Genomic DNA, 20,325 nt, shown 5'->3' with positions numbered 1-20,325 from the left:
CTCCGGCCGACCCGGTGGTCCCGGGCCGGCCCCGGGCAGGGGGACGTGTCGGAAACGCGTCGGAAACCGGGGCCCGGCAACCCGCCACCGGGGGAACGGATGCGGTCGCAGTACCGTGGACGGGTGGACAACAGGCAAGCATTCGGATCGTGGATCTCCGGGCCCCGGGCGGCAGCCGAGGACATGGGCGTCGACTTCGGGTACCGGGGTCAGCAACTCGGGCTGCCCGAGGAGGGCCCGGGCTCGATCGCACGGGTCGGCCGCCGCTTCGGCGCGCTCTTCATCGACTGGGCGCTGTGCCTGCTCGTCGCCTACGGGCTGCTCAGCGGCGGCAAGGCGCAGTCGGCGAGCAACTGGGCGCTGGTGGTGTTCGCGGTGCTCAGCGTGCTGACCGTCGGCACCGTCGGCTGCACCCCCGGCAAGCGGCTGCTCGGGCTGCGCGTCGTCTCCGAGGGCGGCGGCCGGATCACCCTGCCGCGCGTGGTGCTGCGCACGGTGCTGCTGGTGCTGGTCATCCCCGCCGCGATCTGGGACCGGGACGGCCGAGGGCTGCACGACCGGCTCAGCCGCTCGGTGCAGGTGCGGATCTGACCGGCTCGCCGATCCGCCACGGGGGCTGATCTCTGCTCCGCTGGTCTCATGCGCTGATCTCTCCGCTGCCTCATCGGCTCCGTTGCGCGGTCCGCTCCCGGCGGGGCCCGGCGGGGTCCGTCCGCCGTTCATGACTTCGCCCGCCGCCCGCGGCGGAGCAGCGCACCCGTCCCAACGCCCGACGCCCCGAGGCCAAGCCTCGGGGCGTCGGGCGTTGCTCTTGTGTTGTTCTTGTGGGTGTCGGCCGGGCGGTGGTTTCCGTGCGGCCGGGGACGAGTGGGGCGTCGGGGTCAGCGGGCCTTGCCGCCGCCCTTGGGCATCCGCATGCCCTTGGGCATCGGCCCCTTCGGGACCGGCATGTTGCTCATCAGGTCGCCGAGTGCGCGCAGGCGGTCGTTGACCGCCGTCACCTGGGGGCCGGGGAGCACGCGCGGGAGCTTCAGCAGGTGGGTGCGCAGCTTCTTCAGCGGAACCTGGCCCTCGCCCTCGCCGATGATCACGTCGTGCACCGGGGCGTCGGCGACGGTGCGCGCCATGCGCTTCTTCTCGGCGCCCAGCAGCCCGCGCAGCCGGTTCGGATTGCCCTCGCCGACCAGGACGATGCCGGCCTTGCCGACGGCGCGGTGCACCACGTCCTGGTTGCGGTTCATCGCGACGGCGGGGGTCACCGTCCAGCCGCGGCCCACGTTCTCCAGGACGGCGGCCGCCGCGCCGGGCTGGCCCTCCATCTGTCCGAACGCCGCCCGCTCGGCACGCCGCCCGAAGATGATCGCCATCGCGAGGAACGCCAGGACGAAGCCCAGGATGCCCGCGTAGACGGGGTGGCCGATCAGGAAGCCGATGGCGAGGAGCACGCCGAAGACGACGATTCCTGTGCCAGCGACGACAAGACCGACCTTGGAATCGACCCGACGGGTCATCTTGTAGGTCAGGGCGATCTGCTTCAGCCGCCCGGTGTTCTCAGCGCCGCCAGCGCCGGTTGCGTTTGCCTTCCTCGCCATACAGCGAAGTTTACGTGGCGTGCGGGCGTCGGGTGGCCGCGGCCTCCAGGACGTACTCGGCGTCGTACCGGTCCTTGGCGCGCCGGCGGTCCTCCAGGACCGACGTCCAGGCGTTGCGGCGGGCGGTGCGCTGGCCGTTGCGCAGCAGCACGGCCTCAATGGCGCGCAGGGTACCGGTGACGGAGGGGATGGGGCGGGGGGTGGCGCGGAGCGGCGCGGCCTCCATGGTGGTGGTCTCCCTCGGACGAACGGAACGAGCAGGGGGATGCGGGGATGGGAGGTGTCGAGCGGTGCGTACATCCATCGTCACTGAAGGGTGTTACCAACGGATGACCTGCCGGTCAAACACCTATGAAACGTTGACGCGGCCCCCACGCCCCCCCAGCCTGGGGGAGTGCGGGGCCGCGTCTCTCAGCATGTGCCACGTTTCACAAGATGGCGCGTCGGACGCGTCAAACCGCCTGACTGGACGCCTCGACCTCGCGCCGCTCGATCGCCTGCTGGTACAGCCGACCGGCGCGGTAGGAGGAGCGGACCAGCGGGCCGGACATGACGCCGGCGTAGCCGATCTCGTCGGCCTCCTCCTTGAGCTCCACGAACTCGGCCGGCTTCACCCAGCGCTCGATGGGATGGTGCCGCACCGACGGGCGCAGGTACTGGGTGATCGTGATCAGCTCGCAGCCCGCGTCGTGCAGGTCCTGGAGCGCCTGGCTGATCTCCTCGCGGGTCTCGCCCATGCCCAGGATCAGGTTGGACTTGGTGACCAGGCCGGCCTCGCGGGACTTGGTGATGACCTCCAGCGACCGCTCGTAGCGGAAGCCGGGGCGGATCCGCTTGAAGATCCGCGGCACCGTCTCGACGTTGTGCGCCAGCACCTGGGGGCGGGAGGAGAAGACCTCGGCGAGCTGCTCCGGGACCGCGTTGAAGTCGGGGATCAGCAGTTCCACGCCGGTGTCGGGCATCGCGGCGTGGATCTGGCGCACGGTCTCGGCGTAGAGCCAGGCGCCGCCGTCCTCCAGGTCGTCGCGGGCGACGCCGGTGATGGTGGCGTACTTCAGGCCCATGGTCTGGACCGACTCCGCGACCCGGCGCGGCTCGTCGCGGTCCAGCTCCTGCGGCTTGCCGGTGTCGATCTGGCAGAAGTCGCAGCGGCGGGTGCACTGGTCACCACCGATGAGGAAGGTCGCCTCGCGGTCCTCCCAGCACTCAAAGATGTTGGGACACCCCGCCTCCTGGCAGACCGTGTGCAGGCCCTCGCTCTTGACCAGGCCCTGGAGGTGGTTGTACTCGGGACCCATTTTCGCCCGGGTCTTGATCCACTCGGGCTTGCGCTCGATGGGGGTCTGGCTGTTGCGGACCTCCAGGCGCAGCATCTTGCGTCCGTCGGGTGCGACTGCGGACACGTCGGCTCCCTAACAACTTCGATTCTTCGGCGTACACCAGGGTACGCCCGTCAATTCGCACGCATATCCACGTGCGGGTGGTGCAGGGCCAACCTCGGACGGGAGGACGGCATTCCCACGGTCATGCCGCGGGTGCGGCGCTCAGACCGCGCGGGGCAGGAGGTCGGCGTTCTCCAGGACGTCCCGCAGGTGCTTCTCGGCCACCGGCAGGACCTCGGCGATGGTGACCTCGCGGCCCAGTTCGCCGGAGAGCGAGGCGACGCCGGCGTCCCGGATGCCGCAGGGCACGATCTTGTCGAACGAGGTGGTGTCCGGGTTCACATTGAGCGCGAAGCCGTGCATCGTGACGCCCTTGGCGACGCGGATGCCGATCGCGGCCAGCTTGCGGTCCTCGCGGCGCTGCCCGGCGTTGGACGGCGCGTACTCGGGGCCGTTCAGCCGCGGGTCGAACAGCTCGTCCGTGGTCCGCGGGTCGAAGTCGAGCTGGAGACCGCCCAGGGCCGGGCGCTGCTCCACCGGGTCCCCCAGGACCCACACGCCGCTGCGGCCCTCGACCCGGGTGCCCTTGACGCCGAACTCGGCGCAGACCCGGATCAGCGCGTCCTCCAGCCGGCGGACGTGCGCGACCACGTCGACCGGGCGCGGCAGCTTCTGGATGGGGTAGCCGACCAACTGGCCGGGACCGTGCCAGGTGATCTTCCCGCCGCGGTCCACGTCGACGACGGGTGTGCCGTCCAACGGGCGCTCGTCGTCGGAGGTGCGCCGACCCGCCGTGTAGACCTCCTGGTGCTCCAGGAGCAGGCAGGTGTCGGGGACCTCGTCGGCGAACCGGGCGGCGTGGACGCGACGCTGTTCCTGCCACGCCGGCTCGTACGCGACGGCGTCCGCCCCGAAGCCCAGATGAACGAAGCGCAGCCCCTCGGGTGCGGGGGTCTCCCCCCGAGAGATCGCAGTCACGGCAGCTCCTCTTCGAACTGTTGTCGCAGTTCTTCGCGACGCTTGATGCCTCACGCGAAGCACTTGCGATGCCACATCGCGCCCATGCAACTGTACGGCCGCCGCGCGCGCCCCCCGCACGGGGTCGGTGCGCCGCACGGCCCTCGACGCGCCTGTGACGTGCTCACACGATCGGATGAACGCGAGGCGCAAGTCGCGAGAAAGGCGCTGAAGGCCGTTACATTCACGCCGTTCCACAAGGGCGAAGAGCACGCCGGACGGGGTCAGTCGAGGCCGGCGGCCCGGCCCGGAAGGCAGGAGACCGGTAAAGCTGATGACGGAACGACCCCCGCACCACACGCCCAACCGCCAGCTCGCCGCGCTCATCTCCGAGGCGGGCTTCTCCAACGCAGGGCTGGCCAGACGGGTTGATCAACTGGGCATCGAGCATGGCCTGGACCTGCGCTACGACAAGACCTCGGTGACGCGCTGGTTGCGCGGCCAGCAGCCCAGAGGCACCACCCCCGCGCTGATCGCGGAGGTCTTCACCCGGCGGCTGGGCCGCCGGCTGTCCGCCCAGGACCTCGGCCTGGACGCCTGCGCGCCGGTGTACGCCGGGCTGGAATTCGCCTCGACCCCCGCCGAGGCGGTGGACATCGTCAGCGGGCTGTGGCGCAAGGACTCCGGCAGTCACGCCGAGCTCCGCAAGATCGCCTTCACCCCGGCCGGGCTCGTGGTGCCCAGCCGGGACTGGCTGATCGGCCGCCCCGACGAACGCGTCGCGCACGGCGAGCAACCGGCCGACACCGTCGAGCGGGTGCCGGTCCAGGGCGGCCGGACGTCGGTGCCCCGGCAGCGCCAGACGGAGCGCGTCGACCGCACCCAGGGCGGCCGGGTCACCTCCGGCGACATCGCGGCGCTGCGCTCGGTCGGCGAGCTGTTCCGCGCCCTGGACCACGCCTACGGCGGCGGCCACGCCCGCCAGGCCCTGGTGCGCTATCTGGAGCACGAGGCGGAGCCGATGCTCCGGGGCACCTACGGGGAGGCGATCGGCCGCCGGTTGTTCGCGGCCGCCGCCGACCTGACCAGGCTGGCCGGCTGGACCTCGTACGACATCGCCGCGCACGGGCTGGCGCAGCGGTACTTCGTGCAGGCGCTGCGGCTCTCGCAGGCCGCGGGGGACCGGGGGTACGGCGCCTACGTCCTGGTGACGATGAGCCGGCAGGCGGTCTATCTGGGGCACGGCCGGGAGGCCGTCCAACTGGCCCGGGTCGCCCAGCAGGGCGTCGGCAGCAGCGTGCCGCCCGCGGTGCAGGCGCTGCTGCACGCCGCCGAGGCCCGCGGGCACGGCGTCCTGAGCGAGGTCCGGGCCTGCACGGCCGCACTGGCCCGCGCCGAACGGGCCCTGGAGGGCGCCCGCCCCGGCGACGACACCCCCTACTGGGCGCGGTTCTTCGACGAGGCCCAGCTCGCGGACGAACTCGCGCACTGCCACCGCGACCTCCAGCAGTTCCGCGCCGCCTCCCAGCACGCCGAGCGCTCCCTGCAACTGCGCGCCGCGGGGTTCGCCCGCAGCCGGCTGTTCTGCCGGGTGGTGCTGGCCACCGCCCGGTTGGGCCTGGGCGAGCTGGAGCAGGCGTGCACGCTCGGCGCCGAGGCGGCCCTCCAGGCGTCCGAGATGCGCTCCGCCCGCGCCCACGAGTACGTCCGGGACTTCGAGCGGCGGCTGGAGCCGTACCGGGACGCGGCGGCCGTGCGCGGCTACCGGGAGCGGGTGGCCGCGCTGGGGTGACGACGGGCCGGTGGCGACGCGTCCCGGCCCGTCACGCCGCGGCCCGCACGGCGTCCGGTTCCGTGCGGGCGGGGATGCCGAAGTCCTGGAGCAGGGCGCGGGCGGCCCGGTGGCCGGAGCGCAGCGCGCCCTGCACGGTGCTGGTGTCGCGGTGGTCACCGCACACGTAGAGCCCGGCCAACACCCGTACGGTGCGCTGCGGGTCGTGCGGGGTGGCCATCGCGGGCACCGCGTACGGATCGTGGTGGCCGGTCAGCAGCTGCCAGTCGTCGGTCCGCACCCCGTAGATCCGGTCCAGCTGCGGCCGGACGGTCTTGTCGAGGACGTCCAGCGGCAGCGCGGAGGCCGGGCCCAGGACGACGGTGGTGACCAGCGACCGGCCGGGCGGGGTGCGGGACGGGTCGATCGCGCCGGCGAGGTAGCTGAAGCCGATCGGGCCCTCGGTCGGCAGGATCAGGGCGGTGTCGCGGACCGGGCCGCCGCGGGTGCCGGCGGGGGCGGCGGCGGTGTGGTGCAGCACGGTCACCGGGTGGAAGGCCGGCCGGCGCAGCCCCGGCAGGAGCGCGGCGGCGTCCCGCGCGCCGGTCGCCACCAGCACCGCCCGGCACGGGATCCGCCCGTGCTCGCGGGTGCTGACCCCGTTGGTGTCGACGGCCGTGACTTCCACGGACGTCCGCACCGTGCCCGGCGGCAGACCGGCCGCCAGCAGCTCCGGGACGGCCGAGGCGCCGCCCGCCGGGAGGGCCAGCCGCCCCTCCGCGAAGGCCCGCAGGACCTGTGCGGCGCCCCGGCCGGAGCCGTGCAGCCGCGGGTCGCAGAGCAGCGCGCCCAACAGCGGTCGCAGGAAGGTGTCGTGGGTGCGCGGCGGGAACGCCGGGCGGCCGGCCAGCACGTCGCTGACCGGACGGTCGGCGGAACGCTCCGTGCGCCGGTCGGCGCGCGTGAGGGCGCGTGCCGCGGACAGTGCGCCCCTCGTGCACCGCAGCGGGCTGATGCGCTGCGCCCGCTGGCCGTTGTGCAGGCTCACCCCGGCCGCGAACGGACGCAGCGTCAACTCGCCCAGGCCGGGCGTGCGGCGCAGCGCGGCCGGTGAGACCGCCAGCGGGCGCCCGCAGCGGTCCAGGCGGAAGCCGTCGACCTCGTCGGTGACGGACCGGCCGCCGACCCGTGACGCGGCCTCCAGGACGGTGACCGCGAGCCCCGCCGAGGTCAGGTGGCGGGCGGCGGCGAGGCCGGCCGGCCCGGCCCCCACGATGACGACGTCGACGGCCGATGCGGAGCGCAGCACATGCCCCTCCCGAGGTCGGTCCCAGCGGCAGCGCACGGTTCTCATGCCCGGTGCGGGCCGCCGGGATGCCAGTGGTGTGTCCGAGGACCGTAGGGACCACCGCCGCCCGGCCGACAGGGGCGCCCTGGGGGCGCGTCGGAGCGTCCCCGCGCCACGCCCCGGCCCCCGGCGCTCTACGACGCCAGCGCGGCGCGCACCGCGTCGCCGATCCGCGGGTCCGTGAACGCGAAACCGGAGTCCAGCAGCCGCCGCGGCACGATCCGCTGACTGCCCAGCACGTCCTCGGCGAACTCCCCGAGGGCGATCCGCAGCGCCGGCGCCGGCACGGTGCACAGCGTGGGGCGACGCAGCACGTGCCCCATCACCGCCGTCGCCTCGCGGTTGGTGACCGGCTCCGGCGCGGTGAGGTTGACCGGCCCGGACAGCTCCTCGGTGGCCAGCACGTGGCGGAGCGCCGCGACGTGGTCCCGCAGCGAGATGAAGCTCCAGTACTGGCTGCCGTCGCCGATCCGGCCGCCCAGCCCCAGCCGGAACAGCGGGAAGAGCCGCCCCCAGGCGCCCCCGGAGCCCGCCACGACCAGACCGGTGCGGGCGAAGACGGTCCGCACCCCGGCGTCCTGGGCGGGGGTCGCGGCGTCCTCCCACGCCACGCACAGCTCCGGCAGGAAGCCCGTACCGGGCGGCGCGTCCTCGTCCGTGCGCCGGTCCCCGGTGTCGCCGTAGTAGCCGATCGCGCTGCCCGAGACGAGGACCCGCGGCGGGTCGTCCATCGCGGCCAGCGCGGTGGCCAGCGTGCGGGTGCCCAGCACCCGGCTGTCGCGGAGCTCCTGCTTGTACGCGGCGGTCCAGCGGCGGTCGGCGATGCCCGCCCCGGCGAGGTGGACCACCGCCGTGCAGCCGGCCAGGGCGGCCGGATCCAGCCGCCGCCCCTTGGGGTCCCAGGTCACTTCGTCGGCCGCCTTCGACGGCCGGCGGACCAGCCGGACGACGTCGTGGCCGTCCGCGCGCAGGTTCCGGACGAGGGCCGTGCCGATGAGTCCGGTCGAGCCGGTGATCGCGATCCGCATGGGGCCATCCTGCCCGCAATCCGGGGCTCCACCGGGGAGGGTCAGGGGTGCGCCGGGCGGGAGTCCGCGGCGGCGGCGCGGGAACTCAGCGCCGGAAGCGGTCCCACAGCCGCGGCAGGCGCTCGGCGAGGGCCGGGTCGTCGTCGAGGTCGAGGTAGGTGCCGAGCGGCTCCGGCGGGGCCGGGGGCAGCTCCAGGTCGGGCATGACGACGCCGGTCAGCTGCTCGTACGCCTCGTCGGCGGCGTACCCGAGCTCCTCGGCGTCGCCGTCGGTCTCCTCGTCGAAGTCCCCGACGAGGGCGGCCAACTGGTCCGGGTCGTGCAGCGCGCCCTCGAAGACGTGCCGGCCCTGACCGATCAGCCAGCAGCGGAAGTAGTCGAAGGCGTCGTCGCTGGCGCCGTCCAGCATCAACGCCGCGGCGGCCCACAGGTCCCAGGTGTACGCCCGGTTGTAGCGGGCCTCGAAGTGGCGGGCGAAGTCGACGATGCGGTCCGGGTCGAGCCCGAGCAGCCGCTCGACCAGCGCGTCGGCCTGCTCCTCGGGGTCGCCGGCGGCCCCCGCGCGGGAGCCGTCGACCAGCTCCCAGAACTCCGTCTCGTCCATCACCGCTCCAGCATCCGTCCTGCCGCCGCGGCCCGCACGCGGAGTGCCCCGGACCCGGCCGGGCGCCCTTCCGGGCGGCGCGCCGGGGCGTCAGGAGCGACGCTCCGGCGGGTGACCGCGCCGGGACTCCCTCGTTGTGCGGCATGCAACGACGGCAGAACAGACACCCCACACAGCCCCCCACCGCAGCCCCCCACCGCAGCCCCCCGCACCCCACCTCTCCTCCCCCCACCGGCACTCCCACTTCGTGAAGGGCGCACACCGCCATGCCCATGGACGAACGAACCCGGGCCGAGGTCGAACGCGCCGAGGCGGCCCTCGTCGAGCACTACCCGCGCCTGGTCCGCCTCGCCTATCTGGTGCTGCCCCCGTCGATGGGCCGGCACCGCAAGGTCCTCACCGCGCACGGCCTGGTGCAGCGGGCGCTGCCATGGCGCGCGCCGCGCCGGCCGGCCGGTGCGCTGCCCGCCCAGCGCGGCGCGGACACCGGCGCCGGCTACGACCTGGTCCGCCAGCGCACGGTCGAGCTGGCGCTGGCCTACGAGGAGCGTCAGCGGCCCGCGGTGCTGCTGCCGACCGTGCCGTTCGTCTGGGGCTTGCGGCTCTTCCCGCGCGCCGGGGGCGCCGACGAACTCGCCCTGGACCAGGCCCTGTCGGCGGTCCCGGCCGCGGTGCGGGCCGCCCTGGGGCTGTGGCAGCTGGAGGGGCTGGACGCGGACGCGGCGCGCGCCGTCCTGGTGCGGGCCGGCGTCGCGGACCCCGACGCGGCGCAGCGGGCGGCCGGCCAGTTGGACCGGCGGACCGCCGGGACCGCGGCCCTGCTGAACTCGGGCGAGTTCGACCCCTGCACGGTCCAGGCCCGGCCGACGGACCTGTTGCGCCGTCGACAGCGGGTGCGGGCGACGGCGGTGCTGGCTGCGGTGCTGGTGGCCGGGACGGTCGCGGTGGCGGCGCTGCCCGGCGGCCGCCCCGCGGCCGGCCCCGTCCCCACCGCCGCCCAGCAGGCCCTCGACCCCGACCGGCTGCTGCGGACGCCGCACGAGCAGTGGGCGGAGACCTCCCGGGTGGACTTCACCGCCTGGCCGCCGCGCGGCCGGCAGGCCGGCGACCGGCAGCTGCTGGCGCGGGCGCTGCGGGTCTGGGCCGCGCCGCCCCCGGGCACCCGCATCGTCGCCGCGGCGGACACCTCCACCCGGCCGCCCGCCGCCCCGCCCCGGCTGCTGTACGCGGGCCTGATCGACAACGTCATGGTGGTGGTCCTCCACGACGGCGAGCGGCTGGTGCGGTACGCGGAGCCCGAAGGGGCCACGCCCACCCTGCACTTCGCCCGGGTCGACGCCGCCGACCTCACCTCCGCCGGCGGACTGGTGATCGGCCGCGGCAACGGCTGGCTGCGGTACCTGATCGCCCCCTGGGTCTCCGACGTCGCCGTCCGGGACCTGCTCGCCCCCGACGCGCCGCCGCACGGGCTGCACCTGGCCCCGGACGGCGTCACCGACCGCATCCCGCTCCCACCGGCGGACGGTGCCCCCTGCGGGCACTGGCCGGTGGCCGAGTTCCGCTCCTCACCGCGGATCGACGACCGGCGCTCGTTCCTGGTCACCGACCTCGGCGACCTGGCGCCGGCGCACCTGACGTACCTGGCGTCGCCCACCGCTGGCGGCCCCGGCGAGGTGACCGGCGCACCCGCGCTGCACAGCTGGGCGCGCACCGCGTGCACCCTGAGGTCGCTGCGCGGCACCGGCGTGCGGGCGGTCAACAACTGGGCCTACGCGCAGCAGGACCTCCCCGAGGGCGGCGGCACCGCCACCTGGGTCTGCAACCGCGCGGACACCTGGCGCGGACCGGGCCGGGCCGTGGTGCAGTTCCTGCCGCCCGCCACCGGGCCGGCCGACCCCGGGAGGACCGCCGGCCGGGCGGTCGGCACCGCGGCGTGCAGTCCGTTCGGGCGGCACGTGCTCGGCGACGTCCACTGGCAGGCGAAGTCCGGGAAGTGGTACCTGCTCGCGGCGGGCAGCAGCGAGGTGGCCGGGATCGACGTGACCGGCGGGGTGCGGGCCGGCGCCGCGGCGACGACGCTGGCGGTGCCGGCCGGGCCCCAGGCCCCGGCGCAGGTCGCCGGGCGGCTGCGGGACGGCCGGAGCCTGTTGGCGCTGCGCCCGTAGGGCGGCTCCGGCGGGGCCAGCGGACGGGGCGCGCCGGCCGCCGGCGGGTCCGTGGCGACGCCCGGCAACCGCCCGAGGAATCCCGACAGAAGGTGTCGGGATTGGCTGTCAGGGTCACCGCGTACGACCGCACAGCAGGCAGCAGAGCGAGGAGTGACACGTGACGGCGCAGGAGAAGGCGGCGGACCGGCGGACGGCAGCGGCGGCACCCGGCGGGCGGCACCCCGCGGGTGACCTGACCGGCCGGGTGGGCCTGGTCGCCGGGGCCACCCGGGGCGCGGGACGGGCGATGGCGGTGGAACTGGGCCGGGCCGGCGCGACGGTCTACGTCACCGGCCGCACGACCCGGCACCGCACCAGCGAGGTCGGCCGGCCCTCGGAGACCATCGAGCAGACGGCGGAACTCGTGACGGCCGCGGGCGGCACCGGGATCGCGGTACCCACCGACCACCTGGAACCGGACCAGGTCAAGGCGCTGGTCGAGCGCATCGACCGGGAGCAGGGGCGGCTGGACGTCCTCGTCAACAGCATCTGGGGCGGCGACCGGCTGATCCAGTTCGACACCAAGGTGTGGGACCTCGACCTGGCCGGCGGACTGCGGATGTTCCGGCTCGGCATCGACTCCCACGTCATCACCCACCACTTCGCGCTGCCGCTGCTGATCCGGCGGCCCGGCGGACTGGTCGTCGAGGTCACCGACGGCACCGCGGAGTTCAACGGCACCTACCGCGACAGCCTCTGCTTCGACATCACCAAGAACGTCCCGCACCGGATCGCCTTCGGACTCGCCAGCGAGCTGACGGAGTACGGCGGCACGGCGGTCTCGCTCACCCCGGGCTTCCTGCGGTCCGAGGAGATGCTGGACCACTTCGGCGTCACCGAGGAGACCTGGCGCGACGCGATCGCCCAGGAACCGCACTTCGCCATCGCCGAGTCACCGGCGCTGATCGGCCGCGCGGTGCGGGCCCTGGCCGCCGACCCGGACCGGGCGCGCTGGACCGGCCGTTCGCTCTCCAGCGGCCAACTGGCGAAGGAGTACGACTTCACGGACACGGACGACACCCGGCCCGACTGCTTCGGCTACTTCCTGGACGTGGTGATGGGCGGCAAGGACGCGGGCCCCGAGGACTACCGCGAGTCGGCGGCTGCTTCTTCCGACGGCGCGTAGAGCGCGGCGGCGCGGCGGGCGGCCACCGCGAACCGCTCCCGCAGGGCGGGGGGTTCGCACACCTCGCCCTCCGGGCCGAGCCCCAACAGCTGGCCGTAGGCGACCTCCTCGGACTCCACGGCCAGGGTGACCGTCAACCACCCCCGGGCGTCCGGCCCGCCCGCGGCGGTCGCCCGCTCGACGGCCTCCCGTGCCGCGGCCGGCTCGGTGACGTACGGCAACTGCCGGACCCCGCGCGGGGAGAGCCGGACCACGACCTCCTCGCGCAGCAGTGAGCGGCGGAACTGCGCGGCCCGCTCGGCCCAGAACGCGGGCAGGTCGAACTCCGGATCGCGGACGAACCGCCCGGCGCGCACCGGGTCGGCGCCGGGCGGGCCGCTCCGCAGGTCCTCGGGCGGGACGGTCGGCGCCGCGGCGGTGAACCGGTCGACGCGGTAGACCCGGAACCCGGCCCGCTCCCCGTCGCCGTCGGGCGGCGCACCGGCCGGCGGCGACGCGGCCCGCTCCGATGCCGCCCGGGCCGCCACGTACCAGACGCCGGCCTTCAGCACGAGGCCGTACGGCTCCAGTTCACGGACCACCTCGCGGTCCCGTCGGAGGTAGCGGACGGTCAGCCGGCGGTCGTCCCAGACCGCGTCGGCGAGCACCGGCAGCAGCTCGGGCGTCTCGGGATCGTGGTACCAGCGCGGCGCGTCCAGGTGGAAGCGTTGGGCGGCGCCCGACGCGGCGTCCCGCAGCTCCGGCAGCAGCGCCGCGGAAACCTTCAGTCGGGCCGCGGAGGCGACGTCGGCCAGGCCCATCTCGCGCAGCGCGGAGGGCACTCCGGACAGGAAGAGCGCCTCCGCCTCGCTGCGGCCGAGCCCGGTCAACCGGGTGCGATAGCCGCCTATCAGGCGGTAGCCGCCGGAGCGGCCGCGGTCCGCGTAGACCGGCACGCCGGCCTCCGACAGCGACAGCACGTCCCGGGCGACGGTGCGCTCCGAGACCTCCAGCTCCCGCGCCAGCTCGCCGGCCGTCATCGACGGCCGGGACTGGAGCAGCAACACCATCTTGATCAGCCGTGCGGCACGCATGGATCCATCATGCGTGCCGGCACTGACAACGCCCCGCGGACGCGGGACGGGAGGGATCCCGTGCGAAGACCCCGGGCGCGGTGGGTGGTCTCCGCACGGGAGTTCATGGGCGGGCGGCGCCCGGTGTCGGCCGGGGCCGCCCGCGTCCCGGGGGCCCTGCGGCGCCTCGGCACCGTCGAGGGCCCGGTGTCACAGCCCGTAGCGCTCGCGGGCCTCCTTGACCGTCTCCGGCTTGACGTCCCCGCGCCGGGCGAGGGCCGCCAGCGCCTGGACGACCACCGACTGCGGGTCGACGCCGAAGTGGCGGCGGGCCGCGTCACGGGTGTCGGACAGGCCGAAGCCGTCCGTCCCGATGGAGGTCCAGTCCTGCTCCACCCACGGGGCGATCTGGTCGGGTACCGCCCGCATCCAGTCGCTCACCGCGACGACCGGGCCGGGCGCACCGGCCAGCGCACGGGTGACGTGCGGAACCCGGTCCTCGCCCTCCAGGCGGGCCGCGTCGCACTCCAGGGCGTCCCGGCGGAGCTCCGTCCAGGACGGCGCGGACCACACGTCCGCCGCCACGCCCCAGTCGGCGGCGAGCAGTTGCTGCGCCTCCAGGATCCAGTGGATCGCGGTGCCGGAGGCCAGCAGCTGGAGCCGCGGGACCTCGGCGCCCTCGATGGTGGTGGCCTCCTTGAAGCGGTAGAGGCCCTTGAGGATGTCCTCCTCGACGCCCTCCGGCATCGCCGGCTGCACCTTGGTCTCGTTGTAGACCGTCAGGTAGTAGAAGACGTCCTCGGCGTCCGGACCGTACATCCGGCGCAGACCCTCCTTGACGATCACCGCCACCTCGTAGGCGAACGCCGGGTCGTACGACAGCGCCGCCGGGTTGGTCGAGGCGATCAGGTGCGAGTGGCCGTCGGCGTGCTGGAGGCCCTCACCGGTCATCGTCGTGCGGCCGGCGGTGGCGCCGATCACGAAGCCGCGGCCCAGCTGGTCGGCGAGCGCCCAGAACTGGTCGGCGGTCCGCTGCCAGCCGAACATCGAGTAGAAGATGTAGAAGGGGATCATCGGCTCGCCGTGCGTCGCGTACGACGTCGCGGCGGCGGTGAAGTCGGCCAGCGAACCGGCCTCGGTGATGCCCTCGTTGAGGATCTGGCCGTTCTTGGCCTCCTTGTACCAGAGCAGCTGGTCCCGGTCGACCGGGTCGTAGGTCGCGCCCTTGGGGGAGTAGAGGCCGGCGGTCGGGAAGAGCGACTCCATGCCGAAGGTGCGGGCCTCGTCCGGGACGATCGGGACCCAGCGCTTGCCGGTCTCCTTGTCCCGCATCAGGTCCTTGATCAGCCGGACGAACGCCATGGTGGTGGCGATCTCCTGGCTGCCGGAGCCCTTCTTCAGCGCGTCGAAGTTCTTGTCGGCGGGCATCGGCAGCGGCTTGGCCGCGACCTGGCGGGCCGGGGCCGGGCCGTCGAGGGCGGCGCGCCGGGTGCGCAGGTACTGCATCTCCGGCGAGTCCTCGGCCGGGCGCCAGTACGGCACCGTGTCGCCTTCCAGCGCGCTGTCCGGGATGGGGAGTTCGAGCAGGTCCCGCATGGTGCGGAACTCCGCCATCGTCAGCTTCTTCATCTGGTGGTTGGCGTTGCGGGACTCGAAGCCCGTGCCGAGGGTGTAGCCCTTGACGGTCTGCGCCAGGATCACCGTCGGCGCGCCCTTGTGCTCGGCGGCGGCCTTGTACGCGGCGTACACCTTGCGCGGCTCGTGGCCGGCGCGGGAGGTCTGGAACAGCTCCAGCAGCTTCGCGTCGGAGAGCTGCGCGCCGATCGCCTTGAGGGCGTCGTTGGCGCCGAAGAAGTGCTCGCGCAGGTAGGCGGCGTCGCGGGTGGCGTAAGTCTGGAACTGCGCGTCGGGGGTCTCGCGCAGGCGCTGGATGACCGCGCCGTCGGCGTCGAGCGCGAAGATCTCGTCCCACGCCTGACCCCACAGGGCCTTGACGACGTTCCAACCGGCGGCGCGGAACTGGGCCTCCAGCTCCTGCACGATCTTGAAGTTCGGCCGGACCGGACCGTCGAGGCGCTGCAGGTTGCAGTTGATGACGAAGGTCAGGTTGTCCAGGCCCTCGCGGCCGGCCAGCGCCAGTGCCGCGGTCGACTCCGGCTCGTCCATCTCGCCGTCGCCCAGGAAGGCCCAGACGTGCGAGTTGCTGGTGTCCTTGATGTCGCGGTGCTCCAGGTAGCGGTTGAAGCGCGCCTGGTAGATCGCGGACAGCGGGCCGAGGCCCATCGAGACGGTGGGGAACTCCCACAGCCAGGGCAGCCGCCGCGGGTGCGGGTACGAGGGCAGGCCCTCGCCGCCGGCCTCCTGGCGGAAGTGGTCGAGCTGCTCCTCGGTCAGCCGGCCTTCGAGGAAGGCGCGGGCGTAGATGCCGGGGGAGGCGTGGCCCTGGATGTAGAGCTGGTCGCCGGAGCCGTCGCCCTCCTTGCCGCGGAAGAAGTGCTGGAAGCCGGTCTCGTAGAGCCAGGCCGCCGAGGCGAAGGTGGCGATGTGGCCGCCGAGGCCCAGCTTGGAGCCGCGGGTGACCATGGCCGCCGCGTTCCAGCGGTTCCAGGCGGTGATCCGGGCCTCCAGCGCCTCGTCACCCGGGAACGCGGGCTCGGCGGAGGTCGGGATGGTGTTGACGTAGTCCGTCTCCAGCAGCGACGGCAGGTCGGTGCCTTCGGTGCGGGCGGTGTGCTCCAGGGCGCGGCGCATCAGGTATGCGGCGCGATGCGGGCCCGCGGCCTTGGCGACGGCGTCCAGCGACTCGCGCCACTCGGCCGTCTCCTCGGGGTCGCGGTCCGGGAGCTGGTCGAGCTGGCTGTACGGCAGGCGCACGGGGTCGGGCATGGGTGGCCCCTTTCCGGACGGGTGGGAATGCGAGTTCGGCAGGCATTCGGCAGGCAGGGGTGTCGCGCCCCAGTCATCGACGATAACCCTCTGATCGATGATCGATCAACGCCGGCCGGAGGAAAAACCGCAGGTCGGCACGGGGTGCCGCGATGCAGGGCACCGCGTGCCAGCCCCGGAGCCCCCCTCCGTTACGCCCCGGAGCCCCTCCGGCACACCCCGGAACCGACCACCCCGGAACGCTCCCGCCCGACAGGGCGAAGCGGCCCCGCACGACGCTCGGCGGGGCCGCCCGACCGGGATGTCCGAGGCCGGCTAGACCCGCGGCGCGCAGCTCAGCACGTGCGCCTTCAACAGCGCCCCGATCCGCGGGTCGCGCCGCCGGAACGCGTCCACCAGCTCCTGGTGGTCCTGGGCGTGCGAGCGCGGCTCCGGGCTGAACCAGCGGATCGACAGCGTCGTCCAGACCTCCACGCCCAGCGACTCCCAGGTGTGCAGCAGCACGGCGTTCCCGGCCGCCCGGACGATCTCCCGGTGGAAGGCCACCGTGTGCCGCACCTGGGCCTCGCCGTCACCCGCCGCGTCCGCGTCCCGCAGGGCCGCCACCTCGCGCTCCAGCGCCGCGGTGTCCTGGGCCAGCCGCCCCGCAGCCAGCTCCGCCGCCACCTGCTCCAGACCGGCCCGGACCGGGTAGCTCTCCTTGAGGTCGTCCGCGGTGAGGTTGCGGACCCGCACGCCCTTGTTCGGTGCCGACTCGATCAGCTGGAGCGACTCCAGCTCCCGCAGCGCCTCGCGCACCGGCGTCTGGCTGACCTCCAGCTCCGCCGCGATCCGCCGCTCCACGATCCGCTCACCCGGCTGCCAGCGGCCACTGACGATCCCCTCCAGGATGTGCTCGCGGATCTGTTCGCGCAGCGAGTGGACGACGGGCGGGGTCATGAGGTGCTCCTTCAGAGCGGGTGGGGCCGCGGGTGGTGCGGGGGCCATTATCGCCGGACTCGGGCACGCAAAAGGGCCGGCCCCGGCTCGTCGGAACGAACCGGGGCCGACCCCTTGCACAACTACCGCTTCCCTGACGGGAGTCGGAATCAGAGACCGATCTCGGTCTCGAACTCCGCGGCCTCCAGGATCTGCTTGACCGTGGTCAGGTAGCGGGCGGCGTCCGCGCCGTCCACCAGACGGTGGTCGTAGGAGAGAGCCAGGTAGGTCATGTCGCGCACCGCGATGGTCTCGCCGAGGTCCGGGTGGTTGATGACCACCGGACGCTTGACGGTGGCACCGATGCCCAGGATGCCGACCTGGTTCGGCGGCACGATGACGGTGTCGAACAGGGCGCCGCGCGAACCGGTGTTGCTGATGGTGAAGGTCGCGCCGGACAGCTCGTCCGGGGTGATCTTGTTGCCCCGGACCTTGCCCGCCAGCTCCGCCGTCTTGCGGGCGATGCCGGCGATGTTGAGGTCACCGGCACCCTTGATGACCGGGGTCATCAGGCCCTTCTCGGCGTCCACCGCGATACCGACGTTCTCGGTGTCGAAGTAGGTGATGGTGCCTTCGTCCTCGTTGATCCGGGCGTTGACGACCGGGTGGGCCTTCAGCGCCTGGACGGCGGCCTTGACGAAGAACGGCATCGGGGAGAGCTTGACGCCCTCGCGCTGCGCGAACCCGTCCTTGGCCTTGTTGCGCATCCGCATGATCGCGGTGATGTCCACCTCGACCACGGAGGTCAGCTGCGCCTGGCCGTGCAGGGCCTTCATCATGTTGTCGCCGATGACCTTGCGCATCCGCGGCATCTTGACGGTCTGACCGCGCAGCGGCGACGCCTCGATGACCGGAGCGCCGGCCTTGGCCGGGGCGGCGGCCGGCGCGGCCGGAGCCGGGACGGCGGCCTTGAGGGCCTCGGCGGCGGCGATGACGTCCTGCTTGCGGATCCGGCCACCGACGCCGGTGCCCTTGACCGTGGCGAGGTTGACGCCGTTCTCGGCCGCGAGCTTGCGGACCAGCGGGGTGACGTAGGCGCCGTCCGCCTCACCGGCCGCCGGGGCGGGGGTGACGGGGGCGGCGGCCGGGGCCGGAGCCGGAGCGGGAGCCGGCGCGGGGGCCGGAGCCGGAGCCGGGGCAGCGGCCGGAGCCGGAGCCGGGGCGGGCGCCGGGGTGGGCGCGGGCGCCGGGGCGGGTGCCGCGGCCGGAGCCGGGGCGGCCGGGGCCGGGGCGGCGGCCGGAGCCGCACCCTTGGCACCGATCACCGCGAGCTTGGCGCCGACCTCGGCGGTCTCGTCCTCGGCCACGAGGATCTCCAGCAGGGTGCCGGAGGTCGGGGCGGGGATCTCGGTGTCGACCTTGTCGGTGGAGACCTCCAGCAGGGGCTCGTCCTCGGAGACCTCCTCGCCGACCTCCTTCAGCCAACGGGTGACGGTGCCCTCGGTGACGCTCTCACCGAGCGCCGGGAGGAGGACGTCCGTGCCCTCGGCGCCACCCGCGGGGGCGGCGGCGGGGGCGGGGGCCTCGGCCGCGGGGGCCGGAGTCGGCTCGGGCTGCGCAGCCGGGGCCGGAGCCTCGGCCGCGGCCGGCGCCGGCGCGGCGGCCGGCGCACCGGTGCCGTCGTCGATGATGGCCAGCTCGGCGCCGACCTCCACGGTCTCGTCCTCGGCCACCTTGATGGAGGCCAGCACGCCGGAGGCCGGCGCGGGAATCTCGGTGTCAACCTTGTCGGTGGAGACCTCGAGCAGCGGCTCATCGGCCTCGATGCGCTCGCCCTCGGCCTTCAGCCAGCGGGTGACGGTGCCCTCGGTGACGCTCTCGCCGAGCGCCGGCAGGGTTACGGAAACCGCCATGGTTTCAGTTGCTCCTATCGCAAGTACGGATGTGGTCGCGCCCGGGACTGGGGGTCAGTCGTGGGAGTGGAGGGGCTTGCCGGCGAGGGCCAGGTGGGCCTCGCCGAGCGCCTCGTTCTGCGTCGGGTGCGCGTGGATGAGCTGCGCAACCTCGGCCGGCAGGGCTTCCCAGTTGTAGACCAGCTGGGCCTCGCCGACCTGCTCGCCCATACGGTCACCGACCATGTGGACGCCGACCACGGCACCGTCCTTGACCTGGACGAGCTTGATCTCGCCCGAGGTCTTGAGGATCTTGCTCTTGCCGTTGCCCGCAAGGTTGTACTTCAGAGCCACGACCTTGTCGGCGCCGTACAGCTCCTTGGCCTTGGCCTCGGTGATGCCCACCGAAGCGACCTCGGGGTGGCAGTACGTGACGCGCGGGACGCCGTCGTAGTCGATCGGGACGACCTTCTGGCCGGCCAGCCGCTCCGCCACCAGCATGCCCTCGGCGAAGCCGACGTGGGCGAGCTGGAGGGTCGGGGCGAGGTCGCCGACGGCCGAGATGGTCGGGACGTTGGTCTGCATGTACTCGTCGACCAGGACGTAGCCGCGGTCCATCGCGACGCCCTGCTCTTCGTAGCCGAGACCGGCCGAGACCGGGCCGCGGCCGATGGCGACGAGCAGCACCTCCGCCTCGAAGGTCTTGCCGTCGGCGAGGGTGACCTTGACGCCGTCGGCGGTGTACTCGGCCTTGTCGAAGAAGGTGCCGAGGTTGAACTTGATGCCCCGCTTGCGGAAGGCCCGCTCCAGCAGCTTGGAGCTGTTCTCGTCCTCGACGGGGACGAGGTGCTTGAGGCCCTCGATGACGGTGACGTCGGTGCCGAAGGACTTCCACGCCGAGGCGAACTCGACGCCGATCACGCCGCCGCCCAGGATGATCGCCGACTTCGGGACGCGGTCGAGCGTGAGCGCGTGGTCCGAGGAGATGACGCGGTTGCCGTCGATCTCCAGGCCCGGCAGCGACTTCGGAACGGAGCCGGTCGCGAGCAGGACGTGACGGCCCTGGACCTGCTGGCCGTTGACCGCGACGGAGGTCGGCGAGGACAGCCGGCCCTCACCCTCGATGTAGGTCACCTTGCGGGAAGCGATCAGGCCCTGGAGGCCCTTGTACAGGCCCGAGATGACCTCGTCCTTGTACTTGTGGACCGCTTCGATGTCAATGCCCTCGAAGGTGGCCTTGACACCGAACTGCTCGCTTTCGCGAGCCTGGTCCGCGATTTCGCCGGCGTGCAGCAGAGCCTTCGTGGGGATGCAGCCGTTGTGCAGGCAGGTGCCGCCGACCTTGCCCTTCTCGATCAGGGCGACGTCGAGACCCAGCTGCGCCCCGCGCAGGGCGGCGGCGTAACCACCGCTGCCGCCACCGAGGATCACTAGGTCGAAAACGGTGCTGGCGTCGTTCGCCACGTCACGTCCTCCATGCATGGGTGCGCCGGAGCCGGTCTGCGATGACCGGACCGCGGCTGTTGTTCGGCCGCTTTGCTTCGGCCCTGGGTAAGGGGGGC

Annotated in this window: 16 protein-coding genes; 4 read left to right on the top strand and 12 right to left on the bottom strand. The window is 73.7% G+C overall.

The genetic code is table 11. The annotated features are described in order from the left end of the window. The first annotated feature begins 123 nt into the window (after positions 1-123). Positions 124-591, top strand: a complete 468-nt coding sequence (locus ACJ6WD_RS23815) for an RDD family protein (protein WP_174505067.1) — start codon at positions 124-126, stop codon at positions 589-591. Positions 592-881: 290 nt separating this feature from the next. On the opposite strand, the gene ACJ6WD_RS23810 is transcribed toward ACJ6WD_RS23815, so the two are convergent. The 4 genes from ACJ6WD_RS23810 to lipB form a co-directional block, all read right to left on the bottom strand. Beyond that, positions 882-1,592, bottom strand: coding sequence for a DUF4191 domain-containing protein (locus ACJ6WD_RS23810; RefSeq protein ID WP_016572048.1), 711 nt, complete (start codon positions 1,590-1,592; stop codon positions 882-884). 10 nt (positions 1,593-1,602) lie between these two features. Continuing rightward, positions 1,603-1,818 carry a hypothetical protein gene (locus ACJ6WD_RS23805; protein WP_016572047.1) on the bottom strand — a complete coding sequence of 72 codons (216 nt, stop codon included), beginning with the start codon at positions 1,816-1,818 and terminating at the stop codon, positions 1,603-1,605. 226 nt (positions 1,819-2,044) lie between these two features. Beyond that, positions 2,045-2,995, bottom strand: a complete 951-nt coding sequence (gene lipA / locus ACJ6WD_RS23800; protein WP_016572046.1) for a lipoyl synthase — start codon at positions 2,993-2,995, stop codon at positions 2,045-2,047. Positions 2,996-3,136: 141 nt separating this feature from the next. After that, on the bottom strand, positions 3,137-3,952 hold the full coding sequence (gene lipB, locus ACJ6WD_RS23795; protein WP_407616450.1) for a lipoyl(octanoyl) transferase LipB: 816 nt from the start codon (positions 3,950-3,952) through the stop codon (positions 3,137-3,139). Between the two features lie 313 nt (positions 3,953-4,265). Between lipB and ACJ6WD_RS23790 the strand changes: the two genes are divergently transcribed. After that, complete coding sequence (locus ACJ6WD_RS23790) at positions 4,266-5,723, top strand: hypothetical protein (RefSeq protein ID WP_016572044.1); 1,458 nt, start codon at positions 4,266-4,268, stop codon at positions 5,721-5,723. Between the two features lie 31 nt (positions 5,724-5,754). Here the strand turns inward: ACJ6WD_RS23790 and ACJ6WD_RS23785 are convergent, their stop codons facing one another. The 3 genes from ACJ6WD_RS23785 to ACJ6WD_RS23775 form a co-directional block, all read right to left on the bottom strand. Then, entirely contained in the window at positions 5,755-7,011 is a 1,257-nt protein-coding gene (locus ACJ6WD_RS23785; RefSeq protein WP_376442392.1) for an NAD(P)/FAD-dependent oxidoreductase, read from the bottom strand. Positions 7,012-7,184: 173 nt separating this feature from the next. Continuing rightward, positions 7,185-8,078, bottom strand: coding sequence for a TIGR01777 family oxidoreductase (locus tag ACJ6WD_RS23780; RefSeq protein WP_233659874.1), 894 nt, complete (start codon positions 8,076-8,078; stop codon positions 7,185-7,187). 85 nt (positions 8,079-8,163) lie between these two features. Further along, positions 8,164-8,682, bottom strand: coding sequence for a DUF4240 domain-containing protein (locus ACJ6WD_RS23775; protein ID WP_233659905.1), 519 nt, complete (start codon positions 8,680-8,682; stop codon positions 8,164-8,166). 272 nt (positions 8,683-8,954) lie between these two features. Here ACJ6WD_RS23775 and ACJ6WD_RS23770 point away from each other — a divergent pair, with 272 nt between their 5' ends. Both ACJ6WD_RS23770 and ACJ6WD_RS23765 read left to right on the top strand, forming a co-directional pair. Further along, entirely contained in the window at positions 8,955-10,847 is a 1,893-nt protein-coding gene (locus ACJ6WD_RS23770; protein WP_331248347.1) for a hypothetical protein, read from the top strand. Between the two features lie 235 nt (positions 10,848-11,082). Continuing rightward, the gene (locus ACJ6WD_RS23765; protein WP_407616478.1) at positions 11,083-12,015 is read left to right on the top strand and encodes an SDR family oxidoreductase; all 933 of its coding nucleotides are present in this window, start codon (positions 11,083-11,085) and stop codon (positions 12,013-12,015) included. Here ACJ6WD_RS23765 and ACJ6WD_RS23760 read toward each other — a convergent pair. The 5 genes from ACJ6WD_RS23760 to lpdA all read right to left on the bottom strand — a co-directional run bounded on the left by ACJ6WD_RS23760 (position 11,976) and on the right by lpdA (position 20,227). Continuing rightward, entirely contained in the window at positions 11,976-13,088 is a 1,113-nt protein-coding gene (locus tag ACJ6WD_RS23760) for a helix-turn-helix transcriptional regulator (protein WP_407616449.1), read from the bottom strand. The genes ACJ6WD_RS23765 and ACJ6WD_RS23760 overlap by 40 nt on opposite strands. 189 nt (positions 13,089-13,277) lie before the next feature. Continuing rightward, positions 13,278-15,953 carry a pyruvate dehydrogenase (acetyl-transferring), homodimeric type gene (gene aceE / locus ACJ6WD_RS23755; protein WP_233659877.1) on the bottom strand — a complete coding sequence of 892 codons (2,676 nt, stop codon included), beginning with the start codon at positions 15,951-15,953 and terminating at the stop codon, positions 13,278-13,280. Between the two features lie 315 nt (positions 15,954-16,268). Next, the gene (locus ACJ6WD_RS23750; protein ID WP_233659878.1) at positions 16,269-16,892 is read right to left on the bottom strand and encodes a GntR family transcriptional regulator; all 624 of its coding nucleotides are present in this window, start codon (positions 16,890-16,892) and stop codon (positions 16,269-16,271) included. 149 nt (positions 16,893-17,041) lie between these two features. After that, positions 17,042-18,784 carry a 2-oxoglutarate dehydrogenase, E2 component, dihydrolipoamide succinyltransferase gene (sucB, locus tag ACJ6WD_RS23745; protein ID WP_331248346.1) on the bottom strand — a complete coding sequence of 581 codons (1,743 nt, stop codon included), beginning with the start codon at positions 18,782-18,784 and terminating at the stop codon, positions 17,042-17,044. 54 nt (positions 18,785-18,838) lie between these two features. Next, positions 18,839-20,227 (bottom strand): dihydrolipoyl dehydrogenase, encoded by a 1,389-nt coding sequence (gene lpdA, locus ACJ6WD_RS23740; protein ID WP_233659880.1) that lies wholly within the window; start codon positions 20,225-20,227, stop codon positions 18,839-18,841. Positions 20,228-20,325 lie beyond the last annotated feature (98 nt).

This window comes from Streptomyces sp. VTCC 41912, assembly GCF_045799175.1.
GTDB classification, from domain to species: Bacteria; Actinomycetota; Actinomycetes; order Streptomycetales; family Streptomycetaceae; genus Streptomyces; species Streptomyces albulus_C.
This window is presented reverse-complemented; position numbering and strand designations above follow the sequence as displayed.

What these genes read in the sequence shown, in the direction of transcription:
- ACJ6WD_RS23760 (WP_407616449.1), bottom strand. Translation starts at nt 13,088, where the DNA reads ATGCGTGCCGCACGGCTGATCAAGATGGTGTTGCTGCTCCAGTCCCGG.
- ACJ6WD_RS23790 (WP_016572044.1), top strand. Translation starts at nt 4,266, where the DNA reads ATGACGGAACGACCCCCGCACCACACGCCCAACCGCCAGCTCGCCGCG.
- sucB (WP_331248346.1), bottom strand. Translation starts at nt 18,784, where the DNA reads ATGGCGGTTTCCGTAACCCTGCCGGCGCTCGGCGAGAGCGTCACCGAG.
- ACJ6WD_RS23770 (WP_331248347.1), top strand. Translation starts at nt 8,955, where the DNA reads ATGGACGAACGAACCCGGGCCGAGGTCGAACGCGCCGAGGCGGCCCTC.
- ACJ6WD_RS23780 (WP_233659874.1), bottom strand. Translation starts at nt 8,078, where the DNA reads ATGCGGATCGCGATCACCGGCTCGACCGGACTCATCGGCACGGCCCTC.
- ACJ6WD_RS23750 (WP_233659878.1), bottom strand. Translation starts at nt 16,892, where the DNA reads ATGACCCCGCCCGTCGTCCACTCGCTGCGCGAACAGATCCGCGAGCAC.
- ACJ6WD_RS23805 (WP_016572047.1), bottom strand. Translation starts at nt 1,818, where the DNA reads ATGGAGGCCGCGCCGCTCCGCGCCACCCCCCGCCCCATCCCCTCCGTC.
- ACJ6WD_RS23810 (WP_016572048.1), bottom strand. Translation starts at nt 1,592, where the DNA reads ATGGCGAGGAAGGCAAACGCAACCGGCGCTGGCGGCGCTGAGAACACC.
- aceE (WP_233659877.1), bottom strand. Translation starts at nt 15,953, where the DNA reads ATGCCCGACCCCGTGCGCCTGCCGTACAGCCAGCTCGACCAGCTCCCG.
- ACJ6WD_RS23775 (WP_233659905.1), bottom strand. Translation starts at nt 8,682, where the DNA reads ATGGACGAGACGGAGTTCTGGGAGCTGGTCGACGGCTCCCGCGCGGGG.